This window comes from Streptomyces sp. C10-9-1 (assembly GCF_024497955.1).
GTDB lineage: Bacteria > Actinomycetota > Actinomycetes > Streptomycetales > Streptomycetaceae > Streptomyces > Streptomyces sanyensis.
Map to the genome: position 1 here is coordinate 205,388 of NZ_JANHKP010000013.1, position 23,059 is coordinate 228,446.

A 23,059-nucleotide genomic window follows, 5' to 3' on the forward strand; every position below is an offset into this window, starting at 1 on the left:
GCACCGGTCCCTTCCGCATCACACGACCACGTTCAGAGGTTGCTCCGTCATGTCCCGCATCACCCGTCGCACCGTCCTCGGTGCCGGCCTGGCCACCGCCGGCACCGGTCTGCTCGCCGCCTGCTCGGGCAGCGCCCCCGGCCACTCCTCCCACGGCGGCGGTACACCGCCGACCGCCGGCTACCTCACGCCCGACAGCAGGGAGATCGTCGCGGCCGAAACCCTGCGAAGGCCCGGCCCGGAGCGGAGGGTCAGGCTCACCGCCGTCGAGACCCCGCTCGACCTCGGCGGCGGGCGGACGGTCCGCTCGTGGGCGTACGGGGACCGGCTCCCCGGCAGCGAGGTGCGGGTCACCGCAGGCGACACCCTCGCGCTCACGCTCGCCAACAGCCTTCCCGCACCCACGAGCATCCACTGGCACGGCCTCGCCCTGCGCAACGACATGGACGGCGTCCCCGGGCTCACCCAACGCGACATCAGGGCGGGTGCCTCCTTCGACTACCGCTTCGCCGTCACCCACCCCGGCACCTACTGGTTCCACCCGCACTCGGGTGTCCAGCAGGACCGCGGTCTGTACGCCCCGCTGATCGTGGAGGACCCTAGGGAACCCCTGGCGTACGACAAGGAGTGGGTGATCGTCCTCGACGACTGGGTCGACGGCGTCGACGGCTCCACCCCGGACTCCGTACTCGCCGAACTCGGCGCGGGCATGGGCGGCATGGACCACGGAGCCTCCGGCGGCATGGAGGGCCATGCCATGCCGGGTATGCAGCCGGCCGACGGGAAGTCCCCGTCCCCTGCCCCGTCCGGCCCCTCCCGGATGCTGATGGGCGCGAGGAGCGAACTGCTGGGCGGCGACGCGGGCGACGTGGCCTACCCGTACTACCTGGTCAACGGCCGGACGGCGGAGGACCCGGAGACCTTCACCGCCGCGCCGGGCGACCGGATCCGCCTCCGGATCATCAACGCGGGCGGCGACACCGCCTTCCGCGTCGCCCTCGGGGGCCACCGCCTCACCGTCACCCACACCGACGGCTTCCCCGTCGAGCACACACCGGCGGAGGCGCTGCTGCTCGGCATGGGGGAGCGGTTCGACGCCCTCGTGACCGCCGGGGACGGGGCCTTCCCCCTCACCGCGCTCGCCGAGGGCAAGGGCGGCGCCGCGCTCGCCGTCCTGCGCACCTCCGGCGGAGCCGCGCCCACGGCCTCCGTACGTCCGAGGGAACTGTCCGGCACGGTCGTGCAGGCCGCCCGGCTGAAGGCCGCGGAGTCCGTGCGGCTGGCACCGCGACGCCCGGACAGGACGATCGAGTTGGGGCTCACCGGCTCGATGGGGGCGTACGACTGGGCCATCAACGGACAGACGTACGACCCCGCCCGGCGCTACCCCGTCCGCTCCGGGGAACGCGTCCGGCTGGCCTTCGTGAACCGCACGACCATGTGGCATCCCATGCACCTGCACGGCCACACCTTCGCGCTGCCGGACGGCGGCGCGCGCAAGGACACCGCCATCGTGCTGCCGGGCAGGAGGCTCGACGTCGACTTCGACGCCGACAACCCCGGTCTGTGGATGGTCCACTGCCACAACGTCTACCACGCGGAGTCCGGCATGATGACCGTCCTCGGCTACCGGAAGTGAGCCTGACGGGCTGAAGAGTCCTGCCCCGCCGGTCCCGGACCGGCGGGGCGGGAGTGCTGCGAAGGCCCACGCCGCACCCGGCCGCGTTCGCCCCGGGCCCCTGCCCTCGGCCCGAGCCCGCACCCGCCGCCCGCACCCGCGCCCCTCCCCCCGCGTCCGGGAGTCCTCTGTGAATCCGGCCGCCGCGGCGGGGGACTTGCCCGTCCTGCCCTGTCCCGGGCGGCCGGACTCCCAGGAAGTTCCCAGGAACTCCCCGGGTCCGGTCAGACGGGGCTGGGAGCGTCACGCACGGATCCTCCGTGAGCCCCGATCTGATGTGGAGCCCTGTGACGTGGCAACCTTCCTCTCCGGACTGGGCCGGTTCTCCTTCTCCAGGAACCGGCTGGTCGTATCGCTGTGGGTGGTCCTGCTCCTGGGGGCGGGGGTGCTGGCCGGGCGGGCGCCCGCCGCGCCCCCGGACGACTTCTCCATGCCCGGCACGGAGGCCCAGCAGGCGTACGACCTCCTGGAGGAGGGCTTCCCCGGACTGCACGCCCAAGGCGCCACGGCCCGTGTGGTGTTCCGCGCCGAGCGCGGGAAGGTCACCGACCCCGGGGCGCGCGGGGCGATCGGGCTGGCGGTGCGGGCCCTCGGGGACGATCCGCAGGTGGGCCGCGTCATCGACCCGTTCACGGCCGGGTCCGTGAGCCCGGACGGCTCCACCGCCTACGCCCAGGTCTCCTACCGGGTGCCCGCCGCCGAGTTGCCGGAGGGTTCCCGCAGCGCGCTGCGCGACACCGTCGAGCAGGCCGCCTCGCCGGAGCTGACCGTGGAGGCGGGCGGCAACGCCGTCGACACCAGGGCCGCCGGCCACACCGCGGAGGCGGTGGGCCTCGCGGTGGCCGCCGTGGTGCTCGTCCTCACCTTCGGCTCGCTGCTCGCGGCCGGTCTGACGCTGCTGACCGCGGTGCTCGGCGTCGGCATCGGCGCGCTCGCCATCCGGGCGCTGGCCGAACCCCTGGGCCTCGGCTCCACGACGACGGGCCTCGCCGTGATGATCGGACTGGCCGTGGGCATCGACTACGCCCTGTTCGTGGTCTCACGCTACCGGGCCGAACTCGCCCACGGCCGGGGCAGGGCGGAGGCCGCCGGGCACGCGGTCGGCACCGCGGGCTCGGCGGTCGTGTTCGCCGGGCTCACCGTGGTGATCGCCCTCGCCGGGCTGTGGGTGGTGGGCATCCCGCTGCTGACGCAGATGGGTCTCGCCGCCGCGGGCACGGTCGTCGTCGCCGTCCTGATCGCCCTCACCCTGGTCCCCGCGCTCCTCGGGCTCTGCGGCCGCCGCATCCCGCCGTCCCGCCCGCGGCACCGCAGGCGCACGGCGGACGGGGCCCCGCGGCAGGACCTGGGCGTGCGCTGGGCCCGGTTCGTCGTGCGCCGCCCTCTCGCCGTGCTCCTCGGCGCGACCGCGCTGCTCGGCGTGGTCGCGGTACCGGCCGCGTCCCTGGAGACGGGTCTGCCCGGCGACGAGGGCAAGCCGCTCTCCACGACCCAGCGCCGGGCCTACGACCTGATCGCCGAGGGCTTCGGGCCGGGCTTCAACGGACCCCTCACCGTGGTCGTGCGCACCGGGGCGGACGGGGACGCCGAAGAGGCCGCCCGGCGGGTCGCCGGGCGGATCGGCGGCCGTGAGGACGTCCAGGCCGTCGGACGGCCGCAGCCGAACGCCTCCGGCGACACCGCCGTGCTGAACGTCGTACCGGCCTCGGCCCCCGGCAGCACCGAGACCGCCGATCTGGTGCGCGCACTGCGCGCACCGGACCTCGCCCGGGACAGCGGTGCCGCCGTGCTCGTCACCGGTCCGACCGCGATGAACGCCGACGTCGCCCAGAAGCTGTCGGACGCCCTGGTCCCCTATCTGGCCCTCGTGGTCGGCCTGGCGTTCGTGCTGCTGATCGCCGTCTTCCGCTCGCTGCTCGTCCCGCTCAAGGCGGCGCTCGGCTTCCTGTTGTCGGTGCTGGCCGGGCTGGGCGCGGTGGTCGCGGTCTTCCAGTGGGGGTGGCTGGGGCCCGTCCTCGGGGGAGCGGAGCCGGGGCCGGTGGTGTCGATCACGCCCGTCTTCATGGTCGGCGTCGTCTTCGGACTCGCCATGGACTACGAGGTGTTCCTGGTGACCCGCATCCACGAGGCGTATCTGCACGGGCAGTCGCCGAAGGACGCCGTGGTCAGCGGGTTCCGGCAGAGCGCACGGGTGGTCACCGCCGCCGCCGTCATCATGATCTCGGTGTTCGCCGCCTTCCTCGGGTCCGAGGAGCAGATCCTGCGGACCATCGGCTTCGGGCTCGGTGCCGCCGTCCTCCTCGACGCCTTCGCCGTCCGGATGGCGCTGGTCCCGGCCGTGCTCGCCCTCCTCGGCCGCCGCGCCTGGCGGCTGCCCCGGTGGCTGGACCGGTTCGTGCCCCGGCTCGACATCGAGGGCGGGCCGCCGACGGGCGCCCCGCACGACGGCCCGGCCGAGGTGAGCGTCTCCGGCCCCGCCGCCGACCGCGTCCCCGGCAACTGAACCCCGTCCCGCCCGGAGGAACCCGCCATGTCCGCACCCGCGCACCGCCCTTCCCCTTCCCCGTGGCGCCCTTCCCCGTGGCGCCACGCCCTCGGCGGCGGCCTGGCCGCCGCAGCCGCGCTGCTGACGATGGCCGCCACCGCCTGGGCGGGCCTTGCCCTGCTGGGCGCCGGGTCCCTCGCACCGCTCTCCCGCCTGGTGCCCGCCCTGGTGAGCCTGGCCGTCGGCGGAAGCCTCACCCTGGAACCGCCCGCCGGGACCGGGGCCTCCGCCGACGCGCAGGGCCTCGCCGGACTGCTCGATGGTGGCGGCGGCCTGGGGCTCGCGCTGAGCGGTGAGGTGGCGGCGACGCCCCTGACGCTGTCCTTCCTGGGCGCCGCCGTCCTGGCGATCGGGTTCTTCCGGCCCCTGAGGGGACGGGCGCGTCCCACCCCGGCGATGCTGTGGGCGCGTTGCGCCGGGGCCCTGGCGGTGACGGGAGCGGCCCTCGCGGTCTGCGCCCACCTGGCCCGCGGCACGGCCCGCCTGCCCGGGAGCCTGCGGGACCGCATGGGCGGGGGCGCCGGGGCGGACCTGCTCGCGAGGTTCGGCGGCCGGGGCGGAGAGGAACCCGCCCCGGGGCTGTCCTCGGTGGGCTTCTCGGCCGACGCCGCCGCCACCGTGCTCCTCGGCCTCCTGGGCGCGGCCGCCGTGCTGGCGGTCGGCTGCCTCGCCGCCCGCCGGACGGCGCTGCCGCGCTCCCTCGCCCTGAGCCGCCTCCGGCGGAGGTGGAACCCCGTGCTGTCCGCCCTTGCGGGGACGGCGGCCGCGGTGTGCTGCGCCGTGCCTGCGGCCGCCCTCCTCGCCGGGGCCCTGGCGCCGACCGGCCGGGAGCGGGCCACCGAGGCCGCGGGGGCGCTGCTGCTCACCGGTCCCCAGGTGATCGCGGTCCTGCTCACCGCCGGGACGGGCACCTCCTGGGAGGCGAGGGTGCAGCGGCTGCAGCCCGAGGGCGGCGGGCTGCTCGGCCTGCTGGCCGCGGGCGGGCCGGGCGGCGGAGCGGGCGGCGACCGGGTCGTGGCCCTCGGGCACCTGGCGCCCGCGGGGATCCCGCTGTGGGCGTTCGGGCTGCTGCTCGCCCTCCTGCTGCTGTCAGCCGCGGGCTACCTCGCCGCGGCCCGCACCCCGGCCCGCACCGCGCGCGAGGACGCCGGTCTGCTCCTGGGCCCGCACATGGACACGGCCCTGCGCACGGGCGCCGTGGCCGGCGCCGCGGCCCTGGTGCTCCCCCTCTTCGCACGCGGCGGGCTGAGGATCGGCGTCGAGTTCATGGGCCGCGAGGTGGGCGGCCTCCGGGCCGCCCTCGACGCGAGCCCGGGGCCGTCGGCGCTCACCGCCTTCGCCGTGGCCGCCCTTGCCTCCTACGGCGGCAGCCGCCTGCACGGCCATCGGGCCGGGCGGCGCGGACGCCGTACGGGGCGGCCCGGCACCGCGCCCGCGCCCGTTCCCGCGCCCGCGCCCGCTCCCGGCACCCCGCCTGCTCCCGCGCCGCCCGGGCTCCGGTCCGACGAGGACGGCCGTGTGGTCTCCTGAGAGGGCGCCGAGCAGTGCCCGCGAGCCGGACCGGGCACCACGGCATCCGGAAGGCGGCGGAGCACAGGACATGACGGCACCGACACCCCCCGGGCGCCCCACGGGCCGCGCGGACCACCTGCTCGTCGTCGACGACGAGCCCACCGTCCGGGAGCTGCTGCGCACCGCCCTGCGGTACGCCGGTTTCGAGGTCGACGCCGCCGCCACGGGCGGTGAAGCCCTCGACCTGGCCGCACGGCACACCCCGGACCTGGTGCTCCTCGACGTCATGCTCCCGGACATGGACGGCTTCGAGGTGATCCGCCGCCTGCGCGCCCGGCCCCGCACACCGCGTCCCGGCCGGGGCGGCGACGTGCCGGTCCTCTTCGTCACCGCGCGCGAGGAGCGCCGGGACCGGCTGCACGGGCTGCGCCTGGGCGGCGACGACTACGTCACCAAGCCCTTCGACCTGGAGGAGCTGATCGCCCGCATCCACGCCGTCCTGCGCCGCACCCGCGGCGAGCCTCCGACCCGGCTCACCGTCGGCGACCTGGACCTCGAACCCGACAGCCACCACGTCACCCGGGCGGGCCGGACCGTGCGGCTGTCCCCGACGGAGTTCCGGCTGCTGCACTTCCTGGTCGCCAACGCGGGCCGGACCATGACGAAAAGTCAGATCCTGGACAGCGTCTGGGAGTACGACTTCGGCGGCGACCCCAGCATCGTCGACACCTACATCAGCTATCTCCGCCGCAAGGTCGACACGGAGGCCCCCAAGCTCATCCACACCGTCCGCGGCGTCGGCTACGTGGTCCGCGAGCCCCGGCCGTGAGGCGCCCCTCCCCGGGCCGGGCCGCGCCGTGGCCGGGCCGGATGTCGCTGCGCAGCCGCCTGCTGGTCCTCTGCCTCGCCCTGGTCGCCGTCGGACTCCTCGGCACCGGCCTGCTCGTCACCACCGCCCTGCACGGCTACCTCCAGGACCGGGTGGACGACCGGCTCGCCCTCACCGGAGGGGTCGCCGCCCGGCTGTCGCCCCCGACGGGAACCGGCACCCCGCTCGGCGTGCGCGCCCTGAACGTGCTCGGCGACACCACCGTGACGTACGTGGACGACGCCGGGGCCACCCGCAGCACCTTCGACACCGGTACGGCCCTCCCGGGCGGCGGCCCCGACCTGCCCCGCCTCGACCGCCCGGCCGTCCTCGCGCACGAGGACCGGCCGTTCACCGTGCCCGCCCGCGACGGCGGGCACGACTGGCGGGTCCTCGCCCTCGCCCGGCCCGCCGAGGTCTTCCCGCCGGACCGCCCCGGGAGCCGGGGAAGCATCGTCGTCGCCACCTCGCTCACGGAGGTCGACCGCACGACCACCGAGGTCCGGAACCTCTCCCTGACCGCGGGCTCCGCCCTGCTCGCGCTGCTGGGGGCCGCCGGCTGGTTCGCCGTCCGCTCGGGACTGCGCCCCCTGACCCGGATCGAGGAGACCGCGACCGCGATCACCGCCGGCGACTACTCCCACCGCATCCCCGAACCGGCCGCCCCGCACACCGAGGTGGGACGCCTGACCACCTGCCTCAACCGGATGCTCGACCGGATCGACACGGCCTTCCGCGCACGCACCGAGGCCGAGGCGAGGACCCGCCGCTTCTTCGCGGACGCCGGTCACGAACTGCGCACACCGCTGGTCGGCATCAAGGGCTACACCGACCTGTACCGCATGGGCGCGACGCCCACCCGCGAGGACGTCGACCGGACCATGACCCGGATCGCGGAGGAGTCCGAACGCCTCACCCGGCTCGTCGAGCAGATGCTCCTCCTCGCCCGCCTCGACGAGGACACCGCGGGCGGCGACACCTCGGGTGGGGCCGCCGCGGGCGCGCCGGCCACCGGGGAACCCGTACCGGCCCTCGACCCGGCCCCGATGGACCTGCGCACCCTGGCCGCGGACGCCCTGCGCGACGTCCGCGCCCTCGACAGCACACGACCGGTGACGCTGACCGGTCCGGGCGGCGGACCACCCGCCACGGCCCCGGCCCATGCAGACGAGGCCCGGCTGCGCCAGGTGGTCACCAACCTCATCGGCAACGCCGTCACCCACACGCCCTCCGACACGCCCCTGCGCATCGGCGTCGGCACCGCCGGCTCCCATGCGGTCCTGGAGGTCGCGGACCGGGGCCCCGGCCTCACCGACGCCGAACGCGCGCGGGTCTTCGACCGCTTCTACCGCGCCGACGCCTCCCGCACCCGCGCCACCGGCGGCTCCGGCCTGGGCCTGGCCATCGCCCACGCCCTCGTCACCGCCCACGGCGGCCGCCTCACCGTCGACGCCGCCCCGGGCCGCGGCTGCACCTTCCGCATCCTGCTCCCCCTGCCCGGCCCGCCGCCGGACGGGGCCGCCGAAGGGGCGGGGTGAGCGGGGGCGTCCGGCCGGGCCGCGCGCTGCCCGTGCAGGGCGAGCACGGACTCACGGACGACGCTCTCCGTGGCTGGCGCCCTCCCGCCGCGGCAGCCCGGCGCCGTCGCGCAGCAGCGAGGCGGTGGCCAGCAGGAGGTCGACGTCCGTACGGTCAGGGACCATCCGGGGGGTGTGCGGGCGGCCTTCGGGCCGTACGCGCAACTCGGCCCACACCGTCTTGCCGGGGGCTCCCGGGCGAGGGCTGACGCCCCAGTCGTCCGCGAGGGCGGCGACGAGAAGCAGGCCCCGGCCGGACCCGGCAAGCGAGTCGGCCGCCGGAGCGCTGGCCGGAGGCCGCTTCTCGGCGCGGGTGTCGGTCACCTCGATGCGGAAGGCGCCCCCGCCCAGCGTGAGACGGACATGGAAGTCCCGGCCGGGGACATGGCCGTGCCGCACGGCGTTGGCGGCGAGTTCCGAGGCGATGAGCGTGAGCGACTCGTTGGCCGGGGCCGTGTACGGGTGGCCCCAGTCGTTCAGCCGGTGCGAGACGAGGCGACGGGCGAGGCGGGCCCCGCGAGGCGTCGAGGTGAAGCGCATGGTGAACTCGCGCTCAGGCGCGGGCTGCTGCGGCATATGCCCGTTCGGGGGAGTTGCTGACTTCATGGGGTAAACGGTCGCGGACTCTGCGTAGCGTTGACCAGGAGCGATGCGCTGACGGGCACGGGCTGTACGCGGGGGCGGTGGGCTTGTGTGCGGCGCGGGGCGTGACCGATTTCTGCGAGCGCACGTTGGGCCGGAATCGGTGGCTGTGGTGGTCGTACGGGAGGAGCAGCGGCGTGAACGACGAGGATCGGCAGCCGGAGGGCGAGGGCGCCGCGGGCATTCTGTTCGTGTTCGGGCGGCAGTTGAAGCTGTTCCGCGAACGGGCGGGGATGGACCGTGCGAGCTTCGGTTCGCTGACCGGGTACTCGGCCTCCACCATCGCGGCGTTCGAGCAGGGGAGACGCATTCCCCCGCCGAGGTTCATCGACCAGGCGGATGAAGTCCTGGGAGCGGGTGAGGTCCTGCGCGCGAGCAAGGAGGAGGTGGCTCGCGCTCAGTACCCTGCGTTCTTCCGCGACGCGGCCAAGCTGGAGTCCGAGGCCGTCGTTCTGCATGTGTACGCCACCCAGGCTGTGCCGGGGCTCTTGCAGAGCGAGGAGTACGGGCGTGCGGTGTTCGCCATGTGGCGACCGCAGCTGGAGGAAGAAGTCATCGAGCAGCGTCTGGGAGCCCGATTGGCACGGCAAGGCATCTTCGACCGGCGGCCGTCTCCGCACCTCAGCTTTGTGATTGAGGAGGCGGTACTGCTGCGTCCGCTGGGTGGTCAGTCTGTATGGCGGGGGCAGATGGAGCAGCTCCTGTTGATCGAGGAGAAGCGGAACGTCGAGGTTCAGGTGATGCCGCTCTCCCGTCACGAACATGCCGGATTGGCTGGCCCGTTCACCTTGATGGAGATGAAGGATGGGCGCAGGATCGCGTATGCGGAGGTGCAGGGCGACAGCCGGGTCCACACGCAGCGCCAGAGGGTCCGGGAGCTTGAACGTACGTACGGGTCCCTGCGTGCTCAGGCCCACACTCCGGCAGAATCGCGTGCGTTGATCGAGAAGCTGTTGGGAGAGAGATGAGCGGGGAAGAGACCGGGCTTGACCTGGACCGACTGGCATGGTTCAAGAGCAGTTACAGCGCCGGTGACGGCGGCGAATGTGTTGAGGTCGCCGCCCGCCCCGGCCGGGTCCACGTCCGCGACTCGAAGGACACGACCCGCGCCGCACTGGCCGTGGAACCCGCCGCATGGACCGCGTTCGTCCGGTTCGCGGCACTCTGATCGGGCAAGGCCTTCGGCAGTCCCGCGCTGCCGAGGGCTCCGCACAGGCCACCTTCGGCGACGTCACCGCGCTCATGGGCCACGGTCCGATGGCTGTCACCACGGCGGGCGTGCTGTCACCAGGGCCACCGGGGGCGGGCGCCGAGCAGGGTTCGGACCCCGGTGCACTCTCAGCTGTCCACCCCGGCTTCCCACTTGAGCCGGCGCAGCATGTCGTCGCTGAAGAGGTGCCGGCTCCGGTCGAGCAGTTCGCCCACCTCCGCGTCGGCGCGCTGCCCGTCCTGCGGTGGATGCCAGCGCCGCGCTGCTTGCTCGGCCCGGGCGCGCAGCTTCATGTCCGGGTCCTGGAACAGACCGACCGCCGCCCGTAGCGCCACGGTGCCGCCGCGTGCGTCGAGCAGCCGGAACGCTCCGACGCGGACGTGCGGCGGTCGATCGGTACCGGTGCGCTCCAGGAGCCAGTCGGCGGGCAGTTCCCCGGCCGAGGGGAGCAGCGCGGTGGCGGTCTCGCGGACGACACCGGTGGCAGGGTCGTCGAGGAGCGGCCGCAACTGCTCCGCGTCCGTGCAGTCCAGTAGCCGCAGCCCTGCCACCGCTCGCGCCCGCACCCCGGCCGCCGGGTGCGCGAGCAGCGGTCGCAGGAACCCGGCGTCCGCGCGGTTCCCGCACTCGGCCAGCCCGATGACCGCGCCGGGCGGCAAGTCGGGGTCGTCCGATGGCGTGCACCGCTCCCGGTACCGGACCGCCGGGTCGGCCCCCTGCTGTCGTACGACATACCGGGCACAGGCACGCACCAGCGCGGAACGGTCGCTGAGAAACGCCTCCGCCTGCCCCGGCCGCCCCGCCCGTCTCAGCGCGGTGACGCCTGCCGAACGGGTACGCGGGTTGCGTGCGGACAGCAGCGGAGGCAGCACTTCCTCGTAGGCGTCCTCACGACGGCTCACGGCGCACCGACGTCGACATGGAGATCAACCACATCCCCGCCAAGAACTCCTACGCCCACCTGGACGAGCCGGGATTCCGGACGAACAGCAGGGGCGGCGGCGCGGGCATGGGCCCCGCGATCCGCATGGAGTACGACGACCACCGCATCATGACCAGCACAGGATCCAGCGCAGAATCCGTCGCATGGCGAGCCAGGCAGCGGGCGCTGATCGACGCCGGCCACTGGGACCAAGCCATGAAGATGGACATCGACGAGATCCGGGAGAACTTCGGCGACAAGTACGACACGCACATCAAGGACATGATCGACAGCCTCCAGAACAACGGGAAGTTCCAGAAGATGCTGGAGAAGCGAGGCTGGACCGTCGACTACGACATCCTGAAGTGACCCACACAGAGGAAGGGGCAACCCCATGGACCTGACGCTGAACCCGCCTCACGGCGTGGAGCCCGTACGTCTCGGCATGACGCCCGACGAAGCGCTCGCCGCCGTAGCCCCCTGGGGCACCCCCAAGCTCGTCCCCGCACAGGGTCGTCCCCCCAAGAGGATCTTCACGGCCTTCCGGGAGATCCGCTTCAACGTCCTCCTGGAGGGCTCGGGCGAATCCGTCACCGCAGTGGAGCTGTGGTGGCCCGGTGAGGGGCGCGCCAGCTCCGTCCGCGTGCTGCTCGACGGCGACGACGTCTTCACCACACCCGCCGAGGACCTCTTCCGCAAGGCCGAGGAACGCGGCTGGACCGTCGACCGGACGGACCCCGAGTACCCGTTCATCCCCGGAGTCTCCCTGGGCTTCACGCGCCAGACCTCCCAGGAGGTTCCCCGCACGCCGCAGGGACTGCCCCTCTTCGTGACGTCCGTGCTTGTCGGAGGGGAGCACTACTACGACGCTGAAGCGCGGTAGCCCGAGATGACACACCAGGGACGGGAAGCAAGCACCCAGCTCCGCCTCGTACCTCTCCCTCCACACCCTGTCCGCAGTCTTCATTACGACGTAGTGGAAGTCAGACGTCGATGGGGGATCGCCCCTCCCGCGGCGGCGGTCGACGGCTGCGGTGCCTCGCTGGCCCCGACCCCGGCGGGCGCGCGTTGCGTCGAGGGGGTGAGTACGCGGGACTGCCACAGCACGTCATGGAGTGCGGTGCGCTCGCGGTGTCGGCCGAGGACGTCGGTGTCTACCGCCCTGACCTGGCTCGGTCCTGTCCGGTCGTGACCCTCGCCTCGCCCGGAGGTGCCGAGAGGGCACCCCGGTCGCACCCGGCCTTCACACCGGCCGGTCTGCCCGCTGTCTCCCGCAGACGGCCCCTGGACCGGGTAGGGCCAACTCGGCTACGTGAGCGCGCAGTTACTGTAAGTTCCTGCTATGAATCAGGGCAAGGTGAGTGAGAACCCGGAATCGCGCTTCTCCGCGGTGATGGTGGGTGCGGCCAGGCTTCCGGGCGTGCGCATCCATCGGGAGGCGTACCTCCGTAAGGCGCTGGCGCGCTACTGCACCGAGGACGAGATCCGCAGGGCGGTCGAGGGGACCCCCGCGGCGGCGGGCCTCACCACCGAGCTGCTGGGCCGGGCGGCCGACGACTCCATCCGCTACGAGACGGCCAAGGCCAGTGCCCTCTCCGCCGCGGCCGGGGTACCCGGATTCCTGGCCCTGCCCGCCACCGTGCCGGCCGACACGGCCCAGTACTTCGCCCACATGCTGCGCATCTCGCAGAAGCTCGCCTACCTCTACAGCTGGCCCGACCTGTTCTCCGACGACGGCGACGACGTCGACGACGCGACGATGGGCGTGCTCACACTGTTCTTCGGCGTGATGTTCGGTACCCAGTCGGCGAACGCGGCCGTGGGGAAGGTCGCGGGGATGATGGCGGAGCAGGTCGCCAGGAAGCTGCCCCAGAAGGCGCTCACCCAAGGCGTCGTCTACCCGGTGGTGAAGAAGGTCGCGGCCTACATCGGTGTTCAGATGACGAAGCAGACCTTCGCCAAGAGCGTCTCGAAGGCCATCCCGGTCGTCGGGGCCGCCGTGTCCGGCACACTCACCTTCGCGACGTACCGCCCCATGGCCAAGCGGCTCAAGAAGCACCTCTCCGAGTCGGTCCTGGCGCAGCCGACGCACCGCGTCGTGGTCGTGGAAGCCGGGGAGGCCCGCGAGACCCTCGTCCCGAAGCCTGCCGGGGGCTCCGCCACCGACGGAACCGCCGCAGCGACGGAGAGCCCCCGGCCCTCGTAGTCACGCACGACGAGAGGCGAAGAGGGATGCCGTGCGCAGGCTTTCGCTGAGGCATGTTCTGTCAGCGCGAGCGGTCAGTGTGCACGGCCCGATCCGCGCGGTCGCTCCGTGACGGGCCCCCGGCACAGGGGCCCGGGGCCGACGCCTGAGCGGCCCCCTGAGCGCCTTCGGTGCCGCTACGGGTGACGGTGCTTCCGGTCAATCCGTTCGACACCCGTTCGGAGCTGCGGGAAACTCCCCCCGATGACTCAACGAACCGACACGCCTCCCAGCTGGGACGAGCGTACGCAGCTGGCCACCTTCCTGGACTACGCCCGAGCCACCGCCCGCGCCAAGTGCGAGGGCGTGTCCGCCGAGGACGCCCGCAAGGCCCCGCTCGCACGTTCACCGCTGATGACCCTGTGCGGGCTGATCAGCCATCTGCGGTGGGTCGAGCACTACTGGTTCCAGGTGGTGTTCCTGGGTGAGGAGCCTGCGGGGCCGCTCGCCGAGGCGACCGACGACGATCCCGATCCCGAGATGCGGACGGCGGTCGACGTACCGCTGCCCCGGCTCCTCGCCGAGTACGAGGAGCAGAGCGCCCGCTACCGGCGACTGGTGGCCGACCACGACCTGGACTCGACGGCAGAGCGCCCCATCAGCGACGGCCGCCGTGTCGACCTCCGCTGGGTGATCCTCCACCTGATCGAGGAGACGTCCCGTCACAACGGCCACCTGGATGTCGTGCGTGAGCTGGTCGACGGGCGGACCGGCGCCTGACACCGCCGTGTTCGGGGAGCGGGACCGCCGCCCGGGCGCCTGCGGCAGGAGCGGCCGGCGGCCGCGGTCGGCGACGCGAGGCGCAGCCACCGCTGCCGCGGCCTGAACGGCGATGCCGTCGCCACCTCCGGGAGCCGACCCGTGCCGCATCCCGTGTGCCGCCGGGTGCCGGCCCCCGGGTCCCGCTCCGCTTCCACGGCTGACCGCCGCTCGGCCGGGCGCCCGGCCGGGCCGCGTCACGCCGGTGAGTGCGGTGCCACGCCCCGAGCCTCGACGTCGAACAGCGCAAGCTCCGGCTCGGCGCCCACCGCGCGGAAGAGCCGGGGAGCGGCCGGGCCCTCCGGGGCCCGGCGCATGGCCTCCAGGGCCGCGCCGTCCCGCCACAGGGTCTGGATCCGCCAGCGGCCGTCCCGGCCCCTCAGCAACTCCGTCCGCAGCGCCCCGTCGGGCAGGGGGCCCGCGACGAGCGCACGGTAGGCCGCCACGAGTTCGCCTTCCCGCTCCGGGGCGACGACTGCGCTGACCTCGCTCAGCACCTGTCCGGTCATGACCCTCGCCTCCCTCTCCCCACGCTACGCGGCCTGCTCCGGCGGCGCCCGCGCGCCTTTGGCGCCCGGCCGCCGCCGTCCGCGCGAGAAGGCCGCGGCCCCGCCCGCGGAGCAGCGCCCACCGGCACCGCGGAACGGTGCGCCGCAGTCCCGCGACGCAGCGGGGCGCCACCGCGGCCCGCCCCGACACCGGGTCCGAGATACCTCACTCGCTCCGTCCGGAAGAGCATCATTTGTCATGCATCACGGCCCCTCCGCCCCGGCCCTCCCGGCCAGGCCGGGCGGCCGTCCGAGCACGACCCCTACACGAGGAGAAGCCGGCATGTCGGGACGCATCGCGGTGGGAGTGGACGGCTCCGAGGAGAGTGCGGCGGCGGTGGACTGGGCGGCGGACGAAGCCGCCCTCCGCGGCGCCGAGCTGCGCCTGGTGAACGCCTCGCTCTGGCGGGAGCACGCCGTCGTGGCCGTCCAGCCCGCCCGGGACGTCCGCGCCCGGCGCGCGCGGGACCTGCTCGGCGCCATGAAGGAGCGGGCCCGGTCCCGCCAGGGCGGAGTCACCACCAGCGAGGAGGAGGTGGAGGACGCGCCCGGCACCGTGCTGGTGTCCGCCTCCGCGGACGCCGAACTCGTGGTGCTCGGCTCGCACGGCCTCGGCGCCTCCGCGGGCTTCACCGCCGGATCCGTGGGCCAGGAGGTGGCGGCGGAGGCGCACGGCCCCGTCGTGCTGGTCCGGGGGGCCGGGGCGGAACCCGGCGGCCGCGTCGTCGTGGGCGTGGACCTCCGGTCCGCCGGCGAGGAACTGCTGCGCTTCGCCTTCGAGTTCGCCGCCCGCCGCTCCGCGCCCCTGCGCGTCGTGCACACCTGGCACCTGACTCCGCTGCACCACGCCCTGCACCCGCACAAGGAGGAGAGCACCGAGGCGGCCGGGGCGGCACTGAGCGAGGCGGTGCGCCCCCATCGCGAGCGGTACCCGCAGGTGGAGGTGGAGGAGGAGGCCGCCGTCGGACGGGCGGCCGAGCACCTGGTCGAGGCGGCCGCGGGCGCCGGGATCGTCGTGGTGGGGCGGCGGACGACGGCCCGCAGGGGCCACCTCGGCGCCACCGCCCACGCGGTGATCCACCACGCCGCCTGCCCGGTCGCCGTCGTCCCGCACACCTGACCCGAGAGGCCCGCACCGCGGACGGGAGGGGCCCGCGCACCTGACCCGACGGGCCCGCGCCGGGGCCGCCGCCGCGGGCATGCGGCCACCGGCGATGTGGCGTGTACTGGAAGGGCAGATGTCTCGAAGAGATCGGACCGCTGCCCATGACCGATCAGGACACGCTGTCGGTGAACACCATCCGCGGCCTGTGCATGGACGCCATCCAGCAGGCCGAGTCGGGGCACCCCGGGACCCCGATGGGCATCGCCCCCGTGGCGTACACCCTGTGGCAGAGGTTCCTGCGCTTCGACCCGCAGGACCCCGTCTGGCCCAACCGGGACCGCTTCGTCCTCTCCGAGGGGCACGCCTCGGCGCTGCTGTGGTCGCTGCTGCACCTGTCCGGCGTACGGGCGGTGGACGCGGACTACGAGGTGCTCGGACGGCCCGCGGTCGCCCTCGACGACCTCAGGGCCTTCCGCCAGCTCGACTCCCGGTGCCCCGGGCACCCCGAGTACCGCTGGACCAGCGGGGTGGAGACGACCACCGGCCCCCTCGGCCAGGGAGTCGCCACCTCGGTCGGCATGGCGCTGGCCGGGCGCTGGCTCGCCGACCGCTACAACCGGGACGGCTTCGACCTGTTCGACTTCGACGTCTACGCGCTCGCCGGGGACGGCTGCATGATGGAGGGCATCTCCTCCGAGGCCGCCTCCGCCGCCGGGCACCAGGGGCTGGCGAACCTGTGCTGGATCTACGACTCCAACCGGGTCACCATCGAGGGCCACACCGACATCACGTTCACCGAGGACGTGGCGGCCCGCTTCCTGGCCTACGGATGGAACGTCACCACCGTGGCCGACGCCAACGACCTGGACGCCGTGGCCCGCGCGCTGCACACCTTCCGCGCCGAGACCGAGCGCCCCACCCTGGTCGTGGTGCACAGCCACATCGGATACGGCTCGCCCGTGGAGGACTCCCCCCGCGCCCACGGCACGCCCTTCGGCGAGGAGGGGGTCCGCAGCACCAAGCGCTTCCTCGGCCTGCCGCCCGACGAGCGCTTCCACGTGCCCGAGGCGGTCCGCGAGGACTTCGCCCGGGGCATCGGCGCCCGCGGGAAGCGGCTGCGCACCGCCTGGGAGGAGCGCTTCGAGGCATACCGCCGCGCCTGGCCCTCGGAGGCCGACGAGATCACCCGCATGCAGCGCCGGGAACTCCCCGAGGACTGGGAGGCGGCCCTGCCCCAGTTCCCGCCCGACCCGAAGGGCCTGGCGAGCCGGGACTCCTCGGGCCGGGTCCTCAACGCGCTGGCCGAGCGGGTGCCCTGGCTGCTGGGCGGCTCCGCCGACCTGTCGCCGTCCACGAAGACACGGCTGACCTTCGACGGCGCGGGGGACCTGGAGCCCGACGAGCCGGGCGGGCGCAACCTGCACCTGGGGGTGCGCGAACACGCCTCCGCGGCGATCGCCAACGGCATGGCGCTGACCAAGCTGCGGCCCTACTGGTCCGGGTTCCTCATCTTCTCCGACTACGCCAAGGGAGCCATCCGGCTGTCCGCGCTGATGGAGATCCCCGTGGTGCACATCTTCACCCACGACTCCATCGGCGTCGGCGAGGACGGCCCCACCCACCAGCCGGTCGAACAGCTCGCGGGCCTGCGGGCCATGCCCGGCCTGCTGGTCTTCCGCCCCGCCGACGCGGGGGAGGTCGTGGAGACCTGGCGGGCGGTGGCCGCGCTGCGCCACGAGCCCGCCGCCCTGGTGCTCTCGCGCCAGGCCCTGCCCACCCTCGACCGCTCCGCCCTCGCCCCCGCCTCCGGCACGGCCCGCGGCGCCTACGTCCTGGCCGACGCGCCCGACGGCGCCCCGCAGGTCCTGCTGCTGGCCACCGGCTCCGAGGTCTCCCTGGCCCTGTCGGCCCGGGAGGAACTCGCCGCCGAGGGCATCGCGGCCCGCGTGGTGAGCATGCCCTGCTGGGAACTCTTCGACCGGCAGCCGAGGGAGTACCGCGAGGCCGTGCTGCCACCGGGCGTCACCGCCCGCGTGGGGGTCGAGCAGGCGTCCACCTTCGGCTGGGACCGCTACGTCGGCGACCGGGGAGCGGTCGTCGGCATGCACACCTACGGCGCGTCGGCCCCGCTGAAGAAGCTGATCACGAAGTTCGGGTTCACACCCGAGCGGGTCGCCCAGGTCGCGCGGGACGTGCTCGCGGGCCGGGAGCAACCGCGGTCCGCCGCATGACCACGCCCGCGCCCGCTCGGCGCGCGGCGCAGAGCGTACGGAGGAAGGCCACCATGAAGCGACGGGGAGGATCACCGTGACCACCAACACCCCCATGCAACTCGGCATGGTCGGGCTCGGACGCATGGGCGCCAACCTGGTGCGCCGCCTCATGCGCGACGGCCACACCTGCGTGGTGTACGACCTCGACCCCGACACCGTCCGCGAGGTGGAGCAGGAGGGCGCCGTCGCCGCCACCTCGCTGAAGGACCTCGTCGGCCGGCTCGACCGGCCCCGGAACGTCTGGCTGATGCTCCCCGCGGGCGTCGTCCAGCGCACCGTCGACGAACTGGCCGACCTCCTCGACACCGACGACGTCGTCATCGACGGCGGCAACTCCTACTACCGCGACGACATCGCCCGCGCGCGCCGACTCGCCCCGCAGGGAGTGCACTACGTCGACTGCGGCACCTCCGGAGGCGTCTGGGGCCTGGAGCGCGGCTACTGCCTGATGGTCGGCGGCGACGAGGCGGCGGTCCGGCGCCTCGACCCGCTGCTGCGCACCATCGCCCCGGGCAGGGGCAGCGCGGAGCCCACCCCGGGCCGGACCGCGACCACCGGAACCGCCCCCGAGGGCTACCTGCACTGCGGGCCCAGCGGCGCGGGCCACTTCGTGAAGATGGTCCACAACGGCGTGGAGTACGGGATGATGGCGGCCATCGCCGAGGGCCTGAGCATCATCCGCCACGCCGACGCCGGTCTGCGCGAGCGGACGGTCGACGCGGAGACCGCCCCGCTGCGGGACCCGGAGGCCTACGCCTACGAGATCGACGTCGCCGAGGTCGCCGAGGTCTGGCGACGCGGCTCGGTGGTCGGCTCCTGGCTGGTCGACCTGGTCGCCGACGCGCTGGCCCGGTCGCCCGGGCTGGACGGCTTCGCGGGCCGGGTGTCCGACTCCGGGGAGGGCCGCTGGACGGTCCTGGCGGCGGTCGACGAGAGCGTACCCGCACCCGTGATCACCGCCGCCCTGTACGAGCGCTACGGCTCGCGCGGACTGGGCGAGTTCACCGGGAAGGTGCTGTCGGCGATGCGCGGCGAGTTCGGCGGGCACGCCGAGAAGGCGGGCTGAACCGTGCCGCTGCCGACCCCGGCGACGGGCCGCGGCCCCCGCCCGGACGACCATGTGATCGTGCTCTTCGGCGCGACCGGGGACCTGGCCCGCCGCAAGCTGCTGCCCGGGCTGTTCCACCTGGCCCACGCCGGGCTGATGCCGGAGCGCTACCGGATCGTGGGCTCGGCCCCCGCCGCCGTCGCCCTCGGCGACGAGGAGTTCCGCGCCCACGCCCGGGAGGCGGTCGCCGAGTTCGGCCGGAGCAAGCCGGAGGGCGGGGCCTGGGAGGAGTTCGAGGCGGCGCTCTCCTTCGGTGCCGCCGACGCGGAGGACCCCCAGCCCCTGCTCGACGCCGTGCGGCGGGCCGAGCAGTCGCTCGGCGGCCACCCGGGCCGGCTCTGCCACCTGGCGGTGCCGCCGGCCGCGTTCGCCTCCGTCGTCCAGCTCCTCGGCGACACCGGGCTGGCCGAGGGCACGCGGGTGATCGTGGAGAAGCCCTTCGGCACCGACCTGCCGTCCGCCCGGTCCCTGGACGCCACCCTCCACGCCGTCTTCGACGAGTCGATGATCTTCCGCATCGACCACTTCCTGGGCAAGGAGTCGGTGGACAACATCCTCGCCCTGAGGTTCGCCAACGGCATGTTCGAACCCGTCTGGAACCGGGACCACATCAGCCATGTGCAGATCGACGTGCCGGAGCGGATCGGGATCGAGGGGCGGGCGGGGTTCTTCGAAGGCACCGGCACCTTCCGGGACATGATCGTCACCCATCTCTTCCAGCTCATGGGGTTCGTGGCGATGGAACCCCCCACCTCCCTCACGGCGCGCGCACTGCGGGACGAGAAGGAGAAGGTCTTCCAGTCGCTGCGCCCGATCGACCCCGCCCACGTGGTGCGCGGCCAGTACACGGGCTACCGCGACGAACCGGGGGTGGACCCGCACTCCGACACCGAGACCTTCGCGGCCCTGCGCGTCGAGCTGGACAACTGGCGCTGGGCCGGGGTGCCGTTCTTCCTCCGGTCCGGCAAGTCCCTCGCCCAGGGGCGGCACATGGTCACCCTGGGCTTCCGCGAACCGGTGCTGCGGATGTTCGCACCCGACGCCGGTGCGGACGGCCCGCACGGCAACGTCCTGGCGATCGACTTCGACGACCCCGGGAGCATCACCGCCCGCTTCCGGACCAAGCAGCCGGGACCCTCGATGCGCCTGGAGCAGGCCGAGATGGTCTTCGGCTACGCGGGCTCGTTCAACGAGGCGCACGCGCTGGAGGGGTACGAGCGCCTGATCCTGGACGCCATGCTGGGGGACCAGTCCCTGTTCACCCGCTCCGACGGCATCGAGCGCCTGTGGGAGGCCGCCACCCCGCTGCTGGAGGAGCCTCCGCCCGTCGAGCCCTACCGGCCGGGCTCCTGGGGCCCCGAGCGGATCGACCGGCTCATCGCTCCGTACCGCTGGAGCCTTCCGGACCGCTGAGCAGCGGATCGGGCAGCAGCTCGCCCCGGGAGTCCAGACGGTAGAGCAGCACCAGCGCCGGACCCACCAGCACCACCGACACCAGCGAGACGACCACCAGCCAGCCCATCGTGGCCTCCGCGCCCGCCCCCTCGGCCACGGTCAGCGAGGTGGGCAGCAGATACGGGCGCTGGGCCAGGCCCCAGGCGACGACCACCGCGCCGACCGAGCCGACGGCGGCCGCCCGGGTGGGCAGCGTGGGCGCGTCGCGGACCAGCAGCCAGGCCGCGGCCAGCGCGCACAGCGCGGCCGCACCCACCAGGGCCAGCCCCCAGCCGCCGGTCAACCGCTCGTGGACGTAGGGCGCGTCGTCCCGGGTCAGCACGATGCCCACGCCGGCCAGCGCGGCCAGGGCCACCAGCGTTCCCAGGGCCCGCCGCCGGAAGTAGCCGACCAGGTCCGGGTCCCCGTAGGTGCGGGCGTCGCCGGAGAGGAAGACCGCGCCGAGGAAGGCGGCCGCGGCCACCGTCATCAGCCCGGCCAGCACCGAGGTCGGGTTGGTCCAGGCGGACACCGAGGCGCTGCCGCCCGGCGCGACCCGCCCCGAGGCGACGCCCCCCACCGCCGCACCGAGGAAGTACGGGGTCAGGACCGAGGCGATCGCGAAGGCCGCCCCGTAGACGCGCCGTTCGGCCAGCCGCCGGGTGGGCTTGCGGAAGGCGAACCCCGCCCCGCGGAGCACCAGCCCCGCCGCCGCCAGCGCCAGCGGAACCCAGAGCACGGTGAACACCGCCTGGAACATGGCCGGGAACCCGGTCCACATCACCACCAGCACGAAGATCAGCCAGACGTTGTTGACCTCCCACACCGGCCCCACGGAGTGGTCGATCAGCGCGCGCGGACGCCTCCCGCGCCGCGCCCCGCCCGCGAGGAGGTCCCAGAACCCGGCGCCGTAGTCGGCGCCGCCCCCGCAGGCGTAGGCGAGCACGGCCAGCACCAGCACCCAGGCGACGAGATCGGCCATCACCGGCGTCCTCCGGAGGCGGGGGTGTGCGGGGGACGGGGTCCGTAGGGCGTGGCGTGCTCCGGGGACTCGGCCACGGAGGGCCGGCGGCCCTCGCGCACCCCGCTCCGTTCGTCCTCCAGGCGCCAGCGGGTGCGCATCCGCAGCAGGACGGTGAGGAACACCGCCAGCATCGCGGTGTACCCGGCCACCACCACGCCGAGGACCGCCCACAGGGTGCCAGCGGGGGCGTCGGTGACGGCCTCCGCGACCCGCATGTGGCCGTAGACGATCCAGGGCTGGCGGCCCACCTCGGTGGTGATCCAGCCCGCTTCGACGGCGACCAGGCAGGCGGCGCCCGACCCCGCGGCCGCCCACAGGAACCAGCGGGACCGGGGCAGGTCGCGGCGGCGCCACCACGCCCACGCGTACCAGAGCGCGAGGAGCAGCAGCACGCTGCCGATGCCGACCATCACGTCGAACGCGGTGTGCGCGACGGTCGCCTGACCGGGTGTCGGGCGGTCCCCCGGCGGCACCGAGGTCAGCCCCGTCACCCGGGTGCTCGGGCTGAACCCGGCGAGGATCGAGTCCAGCTGGGGGATTCTGATGCCCCCGGACACCGAACCGTCCGGGTTCAGGCGTCCGAAGATGTACTCCGGGACATGGGTGTCGGTCTCCCAGACCAGCTCCATCGCGGCGAACTTCACCGGCTGCTGGTGGAAGACGGACCGGGCGATGAAGTCCCCCAGGAACATCTGCACGGGGGCGAGCACCGCGGCGGCCGTGAAGGGCACGGTGAAGCCCAGCCGGTGGTAGCGGTCGCGGCGCCCGCGCAGCATTCCGGTGGCGTAGACGCCCGCCACCACGAAGCCCGCGGTCATGAACATCGCCACCACGAAGTGCCAGTACTCCGGGCCGAACATGGGCGTGAACACGGCCTTGCGCACGTCCACGTCCACGGGCTCGCCGTTCGCGTCCAGCCGGAAGCCCCGGGGGGTGTTCATCCAGGAGTTCGCGGCCAGGATGCCGAACGCCCCCAGCAGCGCCACCAGCGGCAGCGGCACCCCGAGGACGAAGTGGGTCCGCCGCCCGAGCCTGCGCCACCCGTACAGGTACACGGCGATCAGCACCGCCTCCAGGAAGAAGGCCCAGGCCTCGACCCCGAAGCCGAGGCCGAAGACGTCGCCCCAGCGACCCAGCAGCCCCGGCCACAGCAGCCCGAGCTCGAAGGAGAGCACGGTGCCGGTGACCACGCCGACCGCGAACTGCACGGCCATCACCGCCGACCAGCGGCGGGCCAGCAGCCAGGCCACCGGGTCGTCGGTGCGCAGCGCCCGGTAGTGCATCAGCAGGGTGATGAAGGGCAGGGCGACCCCGAGCGGCACCAGCAGGATGTGGACGCCGAGGCTGAAGGCCATCAGCTCGCGGGCCGGCAGCAGCTGCGGCGGGTCCTGCGCCAGCAGTTGCAGCGCCCCGGTCACCGGCGCCACCGGGCACCGGGCCCGGCCCCGCCGTGCACGGGGTCCGCACCCGTGGTTGCGTGCCCTGGCTGATAGTCCACCGTGAGGTCCTCCCCGCGTGGGTGCGCCGTCGCCGCTCACCCCACCACCGCGGGCAGGACTCCGGCGGGCTCACCCGGCCGCGTTGCTCCGGATGCCGCCCGAGCCTCCAC

19 protein-coding genes and 1 pseudogene are annotated in these 23,059 nt (G+C 74.1%); 15 read left to right on the plus strand and 5 right to left on the minus strand.

The window, feature by feature from the left end; all coding sequences use genetic code 11:
- Positions 1 to 49: 49 nt before the first annotated feature.
- The 5 genes from NPS70_RS20110 (at position 50) to NPS70_RS20130 (ending at position 8,141) form a co-directional block, all read left to right on the plus strand.
- The gene (locus tag NPS70_RS20110; RefSeq protein WP_256525730.1) at positions 50 to 1,639 is read left to right on the plus strand and encodes a multicopper oxidase family protein; all 1,590 of its coding nucleotides are present in this window, start codon (positions 50 to 52) and stop codon (positions 1,637 to 1,639) included.
- A 331-nt stretch (positions 1,640 to 1,970) separates the two neighbouring features.
- On the plus strand, positions 1,971 to 4,181 hold the full coding sequence (locus NPS70_RS20115) for an MMPL family transporter (protein WP_256525731.1): 2,211 nt from the start codon (positions 1,971 to 1,973) through the stop codon (positions 4,179 to 4,181).
- A 27-nt stretch (positions 4,182 to 4,208) separates the two neighbouring features.
- The gene (locus NPS70_RS20120; protein WP_256525732.1) at positions 4,209 to 5,753 is read left to right on the plus strand and encodes a streptophobe family protein; all 1,545 of its coding nucleotides are present in this window, start codon (positions 4,209 to 4,211) and stop codon (positions 5,751 to 5,753) included.
- 70 nt (positions 5,754 to 5,823) lie between these two features.
- Positions 5,824 to 6,564, plus strand: a complete 741-nt coding sequence (locus NPS70_RS20125) for a response regulator transcription factor (protein ID WP_256525733.1) — start codon at positions 5,824 to 5,826, stop codon at positions 6,562 to 6,564.
- A gap of 41 nt (positions 6,565 to 6,605) precedes the next feature.
- Positions 6,606 to 8,141 (plus strand): HAMP domain-containing sensor histidine kinase, encoded by a 1,536-nt coding sequence (locus NPS70_RS20130; RefSeq protein WP_256525734.1) that lies wholly within the window; start codon positions 6,606 to 6,608, stop codon positions 8,139 to 8,141.
- Positions 8,142 to 8,192: 51 nt separating this feature from the next.
- Here the strand turns inward: NPS70_RS20130 and NPS70_RS20135 are convergent, their stop codons facing one another.
- Positions 8,193 to 8,786 (minus strand): ATP-binding protein, encoded by a 594-nt coding sequence (locus NPS70_RS20135; RefSeq protein ID WP_256525735.1) that lies wholly within the window; start codon positions 8,784 to 8,786, stop codon positions 8,193 to 8,195.
- A 173-nt stretch (positions 8,787 to 8,959) separates the two neighbouring features.
- On the opposite strand from NPS70_RS20135, the gene NPS70_RS20140 reads away from it, so the two are divergent.
- Both NPS70_RS20140 and NPS70_RS20145 read left to right on the plus strand, forming a co-directional pair.
- Positions 8,960 to 9,790: a helix-turn-helix transcriptional regulator gene (locus NPS70_RS20140; RefSeq protein WP_256525736.1), complete on the plus strand. Its 831-nt coding sequence runs from the start codon at positions 8,960 to 8,962 to the stop codon at positions 9,788 to 9,790.
- Positions 9,787 to 9,990, plus strand: a complete 204-nt coding sequence (locus NPS70_RS20145; RefSeq protein WP_256525737.1) for a DUF397 domain-containing protein — start codon at positions 9,787 to 9,789, stop codon at positions 9,988 to 9,990. Before NPS70_RS20140 ends, NPS70_RS20145 begins: the two co-directional genes overlap by 4 nt.
- Before the next feature lie 170 nt (positions 9,991 to 10,160).
- Here the strand turns inward: NPS70_RS20145 and NPS70_RS20150 are convergent.
- Positions 10,161 to 10,922, minus strand: a pseudogene (locus tag NPS70_RS20150) (hypothetical protein); the annotation flags it as partial.
- Positions 10,923 to 10,951: 29 nt separating this feature from the next.
- On the opposite strand from NPS70_RS20150, the gene NPS70_RS20155 reads away from it, so the two are divergent.
- The 4 genes from NPS70_RS20155 (at position 10,952) to NPS70_RS20170 (ending at position 13,919) form a co-directional block, all read left to right on the plus strand.
- Positions 10,952 to 11,323 (plus strand): hypothetical protein, encoded by a 372-nt coding sequence (locus tag NPS70_RS20155; RefSeq protein ID WP_256525738.1) that lies wholly within the window; start codon positions 10,952 to 10,954, stop codon positions 11,321 to 11,323.
- A gap of 25 nt (positions 11,324 to 11,348) precedes the next feature.
- A complete protein-coding gene (locus tag NPS70_RS20160; RefSeq protein ID WP_256525739.1) occupies positions 11,349 to 11,837 on the plus strand; it encodes a hypothetical protein in 489 nt (162 codons plus the stop codon).
- Between the two features lie 459 nt (positions 11,838 to 12,296).
- Positions 12,297 to 13,160, plus strand: coding sequence for a hypothetical protein (locus tag NPS70_RS20165; protein WP_256525740.1), 864 nt, complete (start codon positions 12,297 to 12,299; stop codon positions 13,158 to 13,160).
- Between the two features lie 243 nt (positions 13,161 to 13,403).
- Positions 13,404 to 13,919, plus strand: a complete 516-nt coding sequence (locus tag NPS70_RS20170) for a DinB family protein (protein WP_256525741.1) — start codon at positions 13,404 to 13,406, stop codon at positions 13,917 to 13,919.
- 236 nt (positions 13,920 to 14,155) lie between these two features.
- Here the strand turns inward: NPS70_RS20170 and NPS70_RS20175 are convergent, their stop codons facing one another.
- Positions 14,156 to 14,467, minus strand: a complete 312-nt coding sequence (locus NPS70_RS20175) for an antibiotic biosynthesis monooxygenase (RefSeq protein WP_256525742.1) — start codon at positions 14,465 to 14,467, stop codon at positions 14,156 to 14,158.
- Positions 14,468 to 14,789: 322 nt separating this feature from the next.
- On the opposite strand from NPS70_RS20175, the gene NPS70_RS20180 reads away from it, so the two are divergent.
- The 4 genes from NPS70_RS20180 (at position 14,790) to zwf (ending at position 20,405) form a co-directional block, all read left to right on the plus strand.
- Positions 14,790 to 15,626, plus strand: a complete 837-nt coding sequence (locus tag NPS70_RS20180) for a universal stress protein (protein ID WP_256525743.1) — start codon at positions 14,790 to 14,792, stop codon at positions 15,624 to 15,626.
- Positions 15,627 to 15,772: 146 nt separating this feature from the next.
- A complete protein-coding gene (gene tkt / locus NPS70_RS20185; RefSeq protein ID WP_256525744.1) occupies positions 15,773 to 17,842 on the plus strand; it encodes a transketolase in 2,070 nt (689 codons plus the stop codon).
- 76 nt (positions 17,843 to 17,918) lie between these two features.
- Positions 17,919 to 18,950 (plus strand): phosphogluconate dehydrogenase (NAD(+)-dependent, decarboxylating), encoded by a 1,032-nt coding sequence (gene gnd / locus NPS70_RS20190; protein ID WP_374212031.1) that lies wholly within the window; start codon positions 17,919 to 17,921, stop codon positions 18,948 to 18,950.
- Between the two features lie 3 nt (positions 18,951 to 18,953).
- Positions 18,954 to 20,405, plus strand: coding sequence for a glucose-6-phosphate dehydrogenase (zwf, locus tag NPS70_RS20195; RefSeq protein WP_256525745.1), 1,452 nt, complete (start codon positions 18,954 to 18,956; stop codon positions 20,403 to 20,405).
- On the opposite strand, the gene NPS70_RS20200 is transcribed toward zwf, so the two are convergent.
- Together NPS70_RS20200 and NPS70_RS20205 are read right to left on the minus strand one after the other, a co-directional pair.
- On the minus strand, positions 20,368 to 21,408 hold the full coding sequence (locus NPS70_RS20200; RefSeq protein WP_256525746.1) for a cytochrome d ubiquinol oxidase subunit II: 1,041 nt from the start codon (positions 21,406 to 21,408) through the stop codon (positions 20,368 to 20,370). The two genes, zwf and NPS70_RS20200, sit on opposite strands and share 38 nt — an antisense overlap.
- The gene (locus NPS70_RS20205; protein ID WP_256525768.1) at positions 21,408 to 22,805 is read right to left on the minus strand and encodes a cytochrome ubiquinol oxidase subunit I; all 1,398 of its coding nucleotides are present in this window, start codon (positions 22,803 to 22,805) and stop codon (positions 21,408 to 21,410) included. The genes NPS70_RS20200 and NPS70_RS20205 overlap by 1 nt, the downstream gene beginning before the upstream one ends.
- Positions 22,806 to 23,059 lie beyond the last annotated feature (254 nt).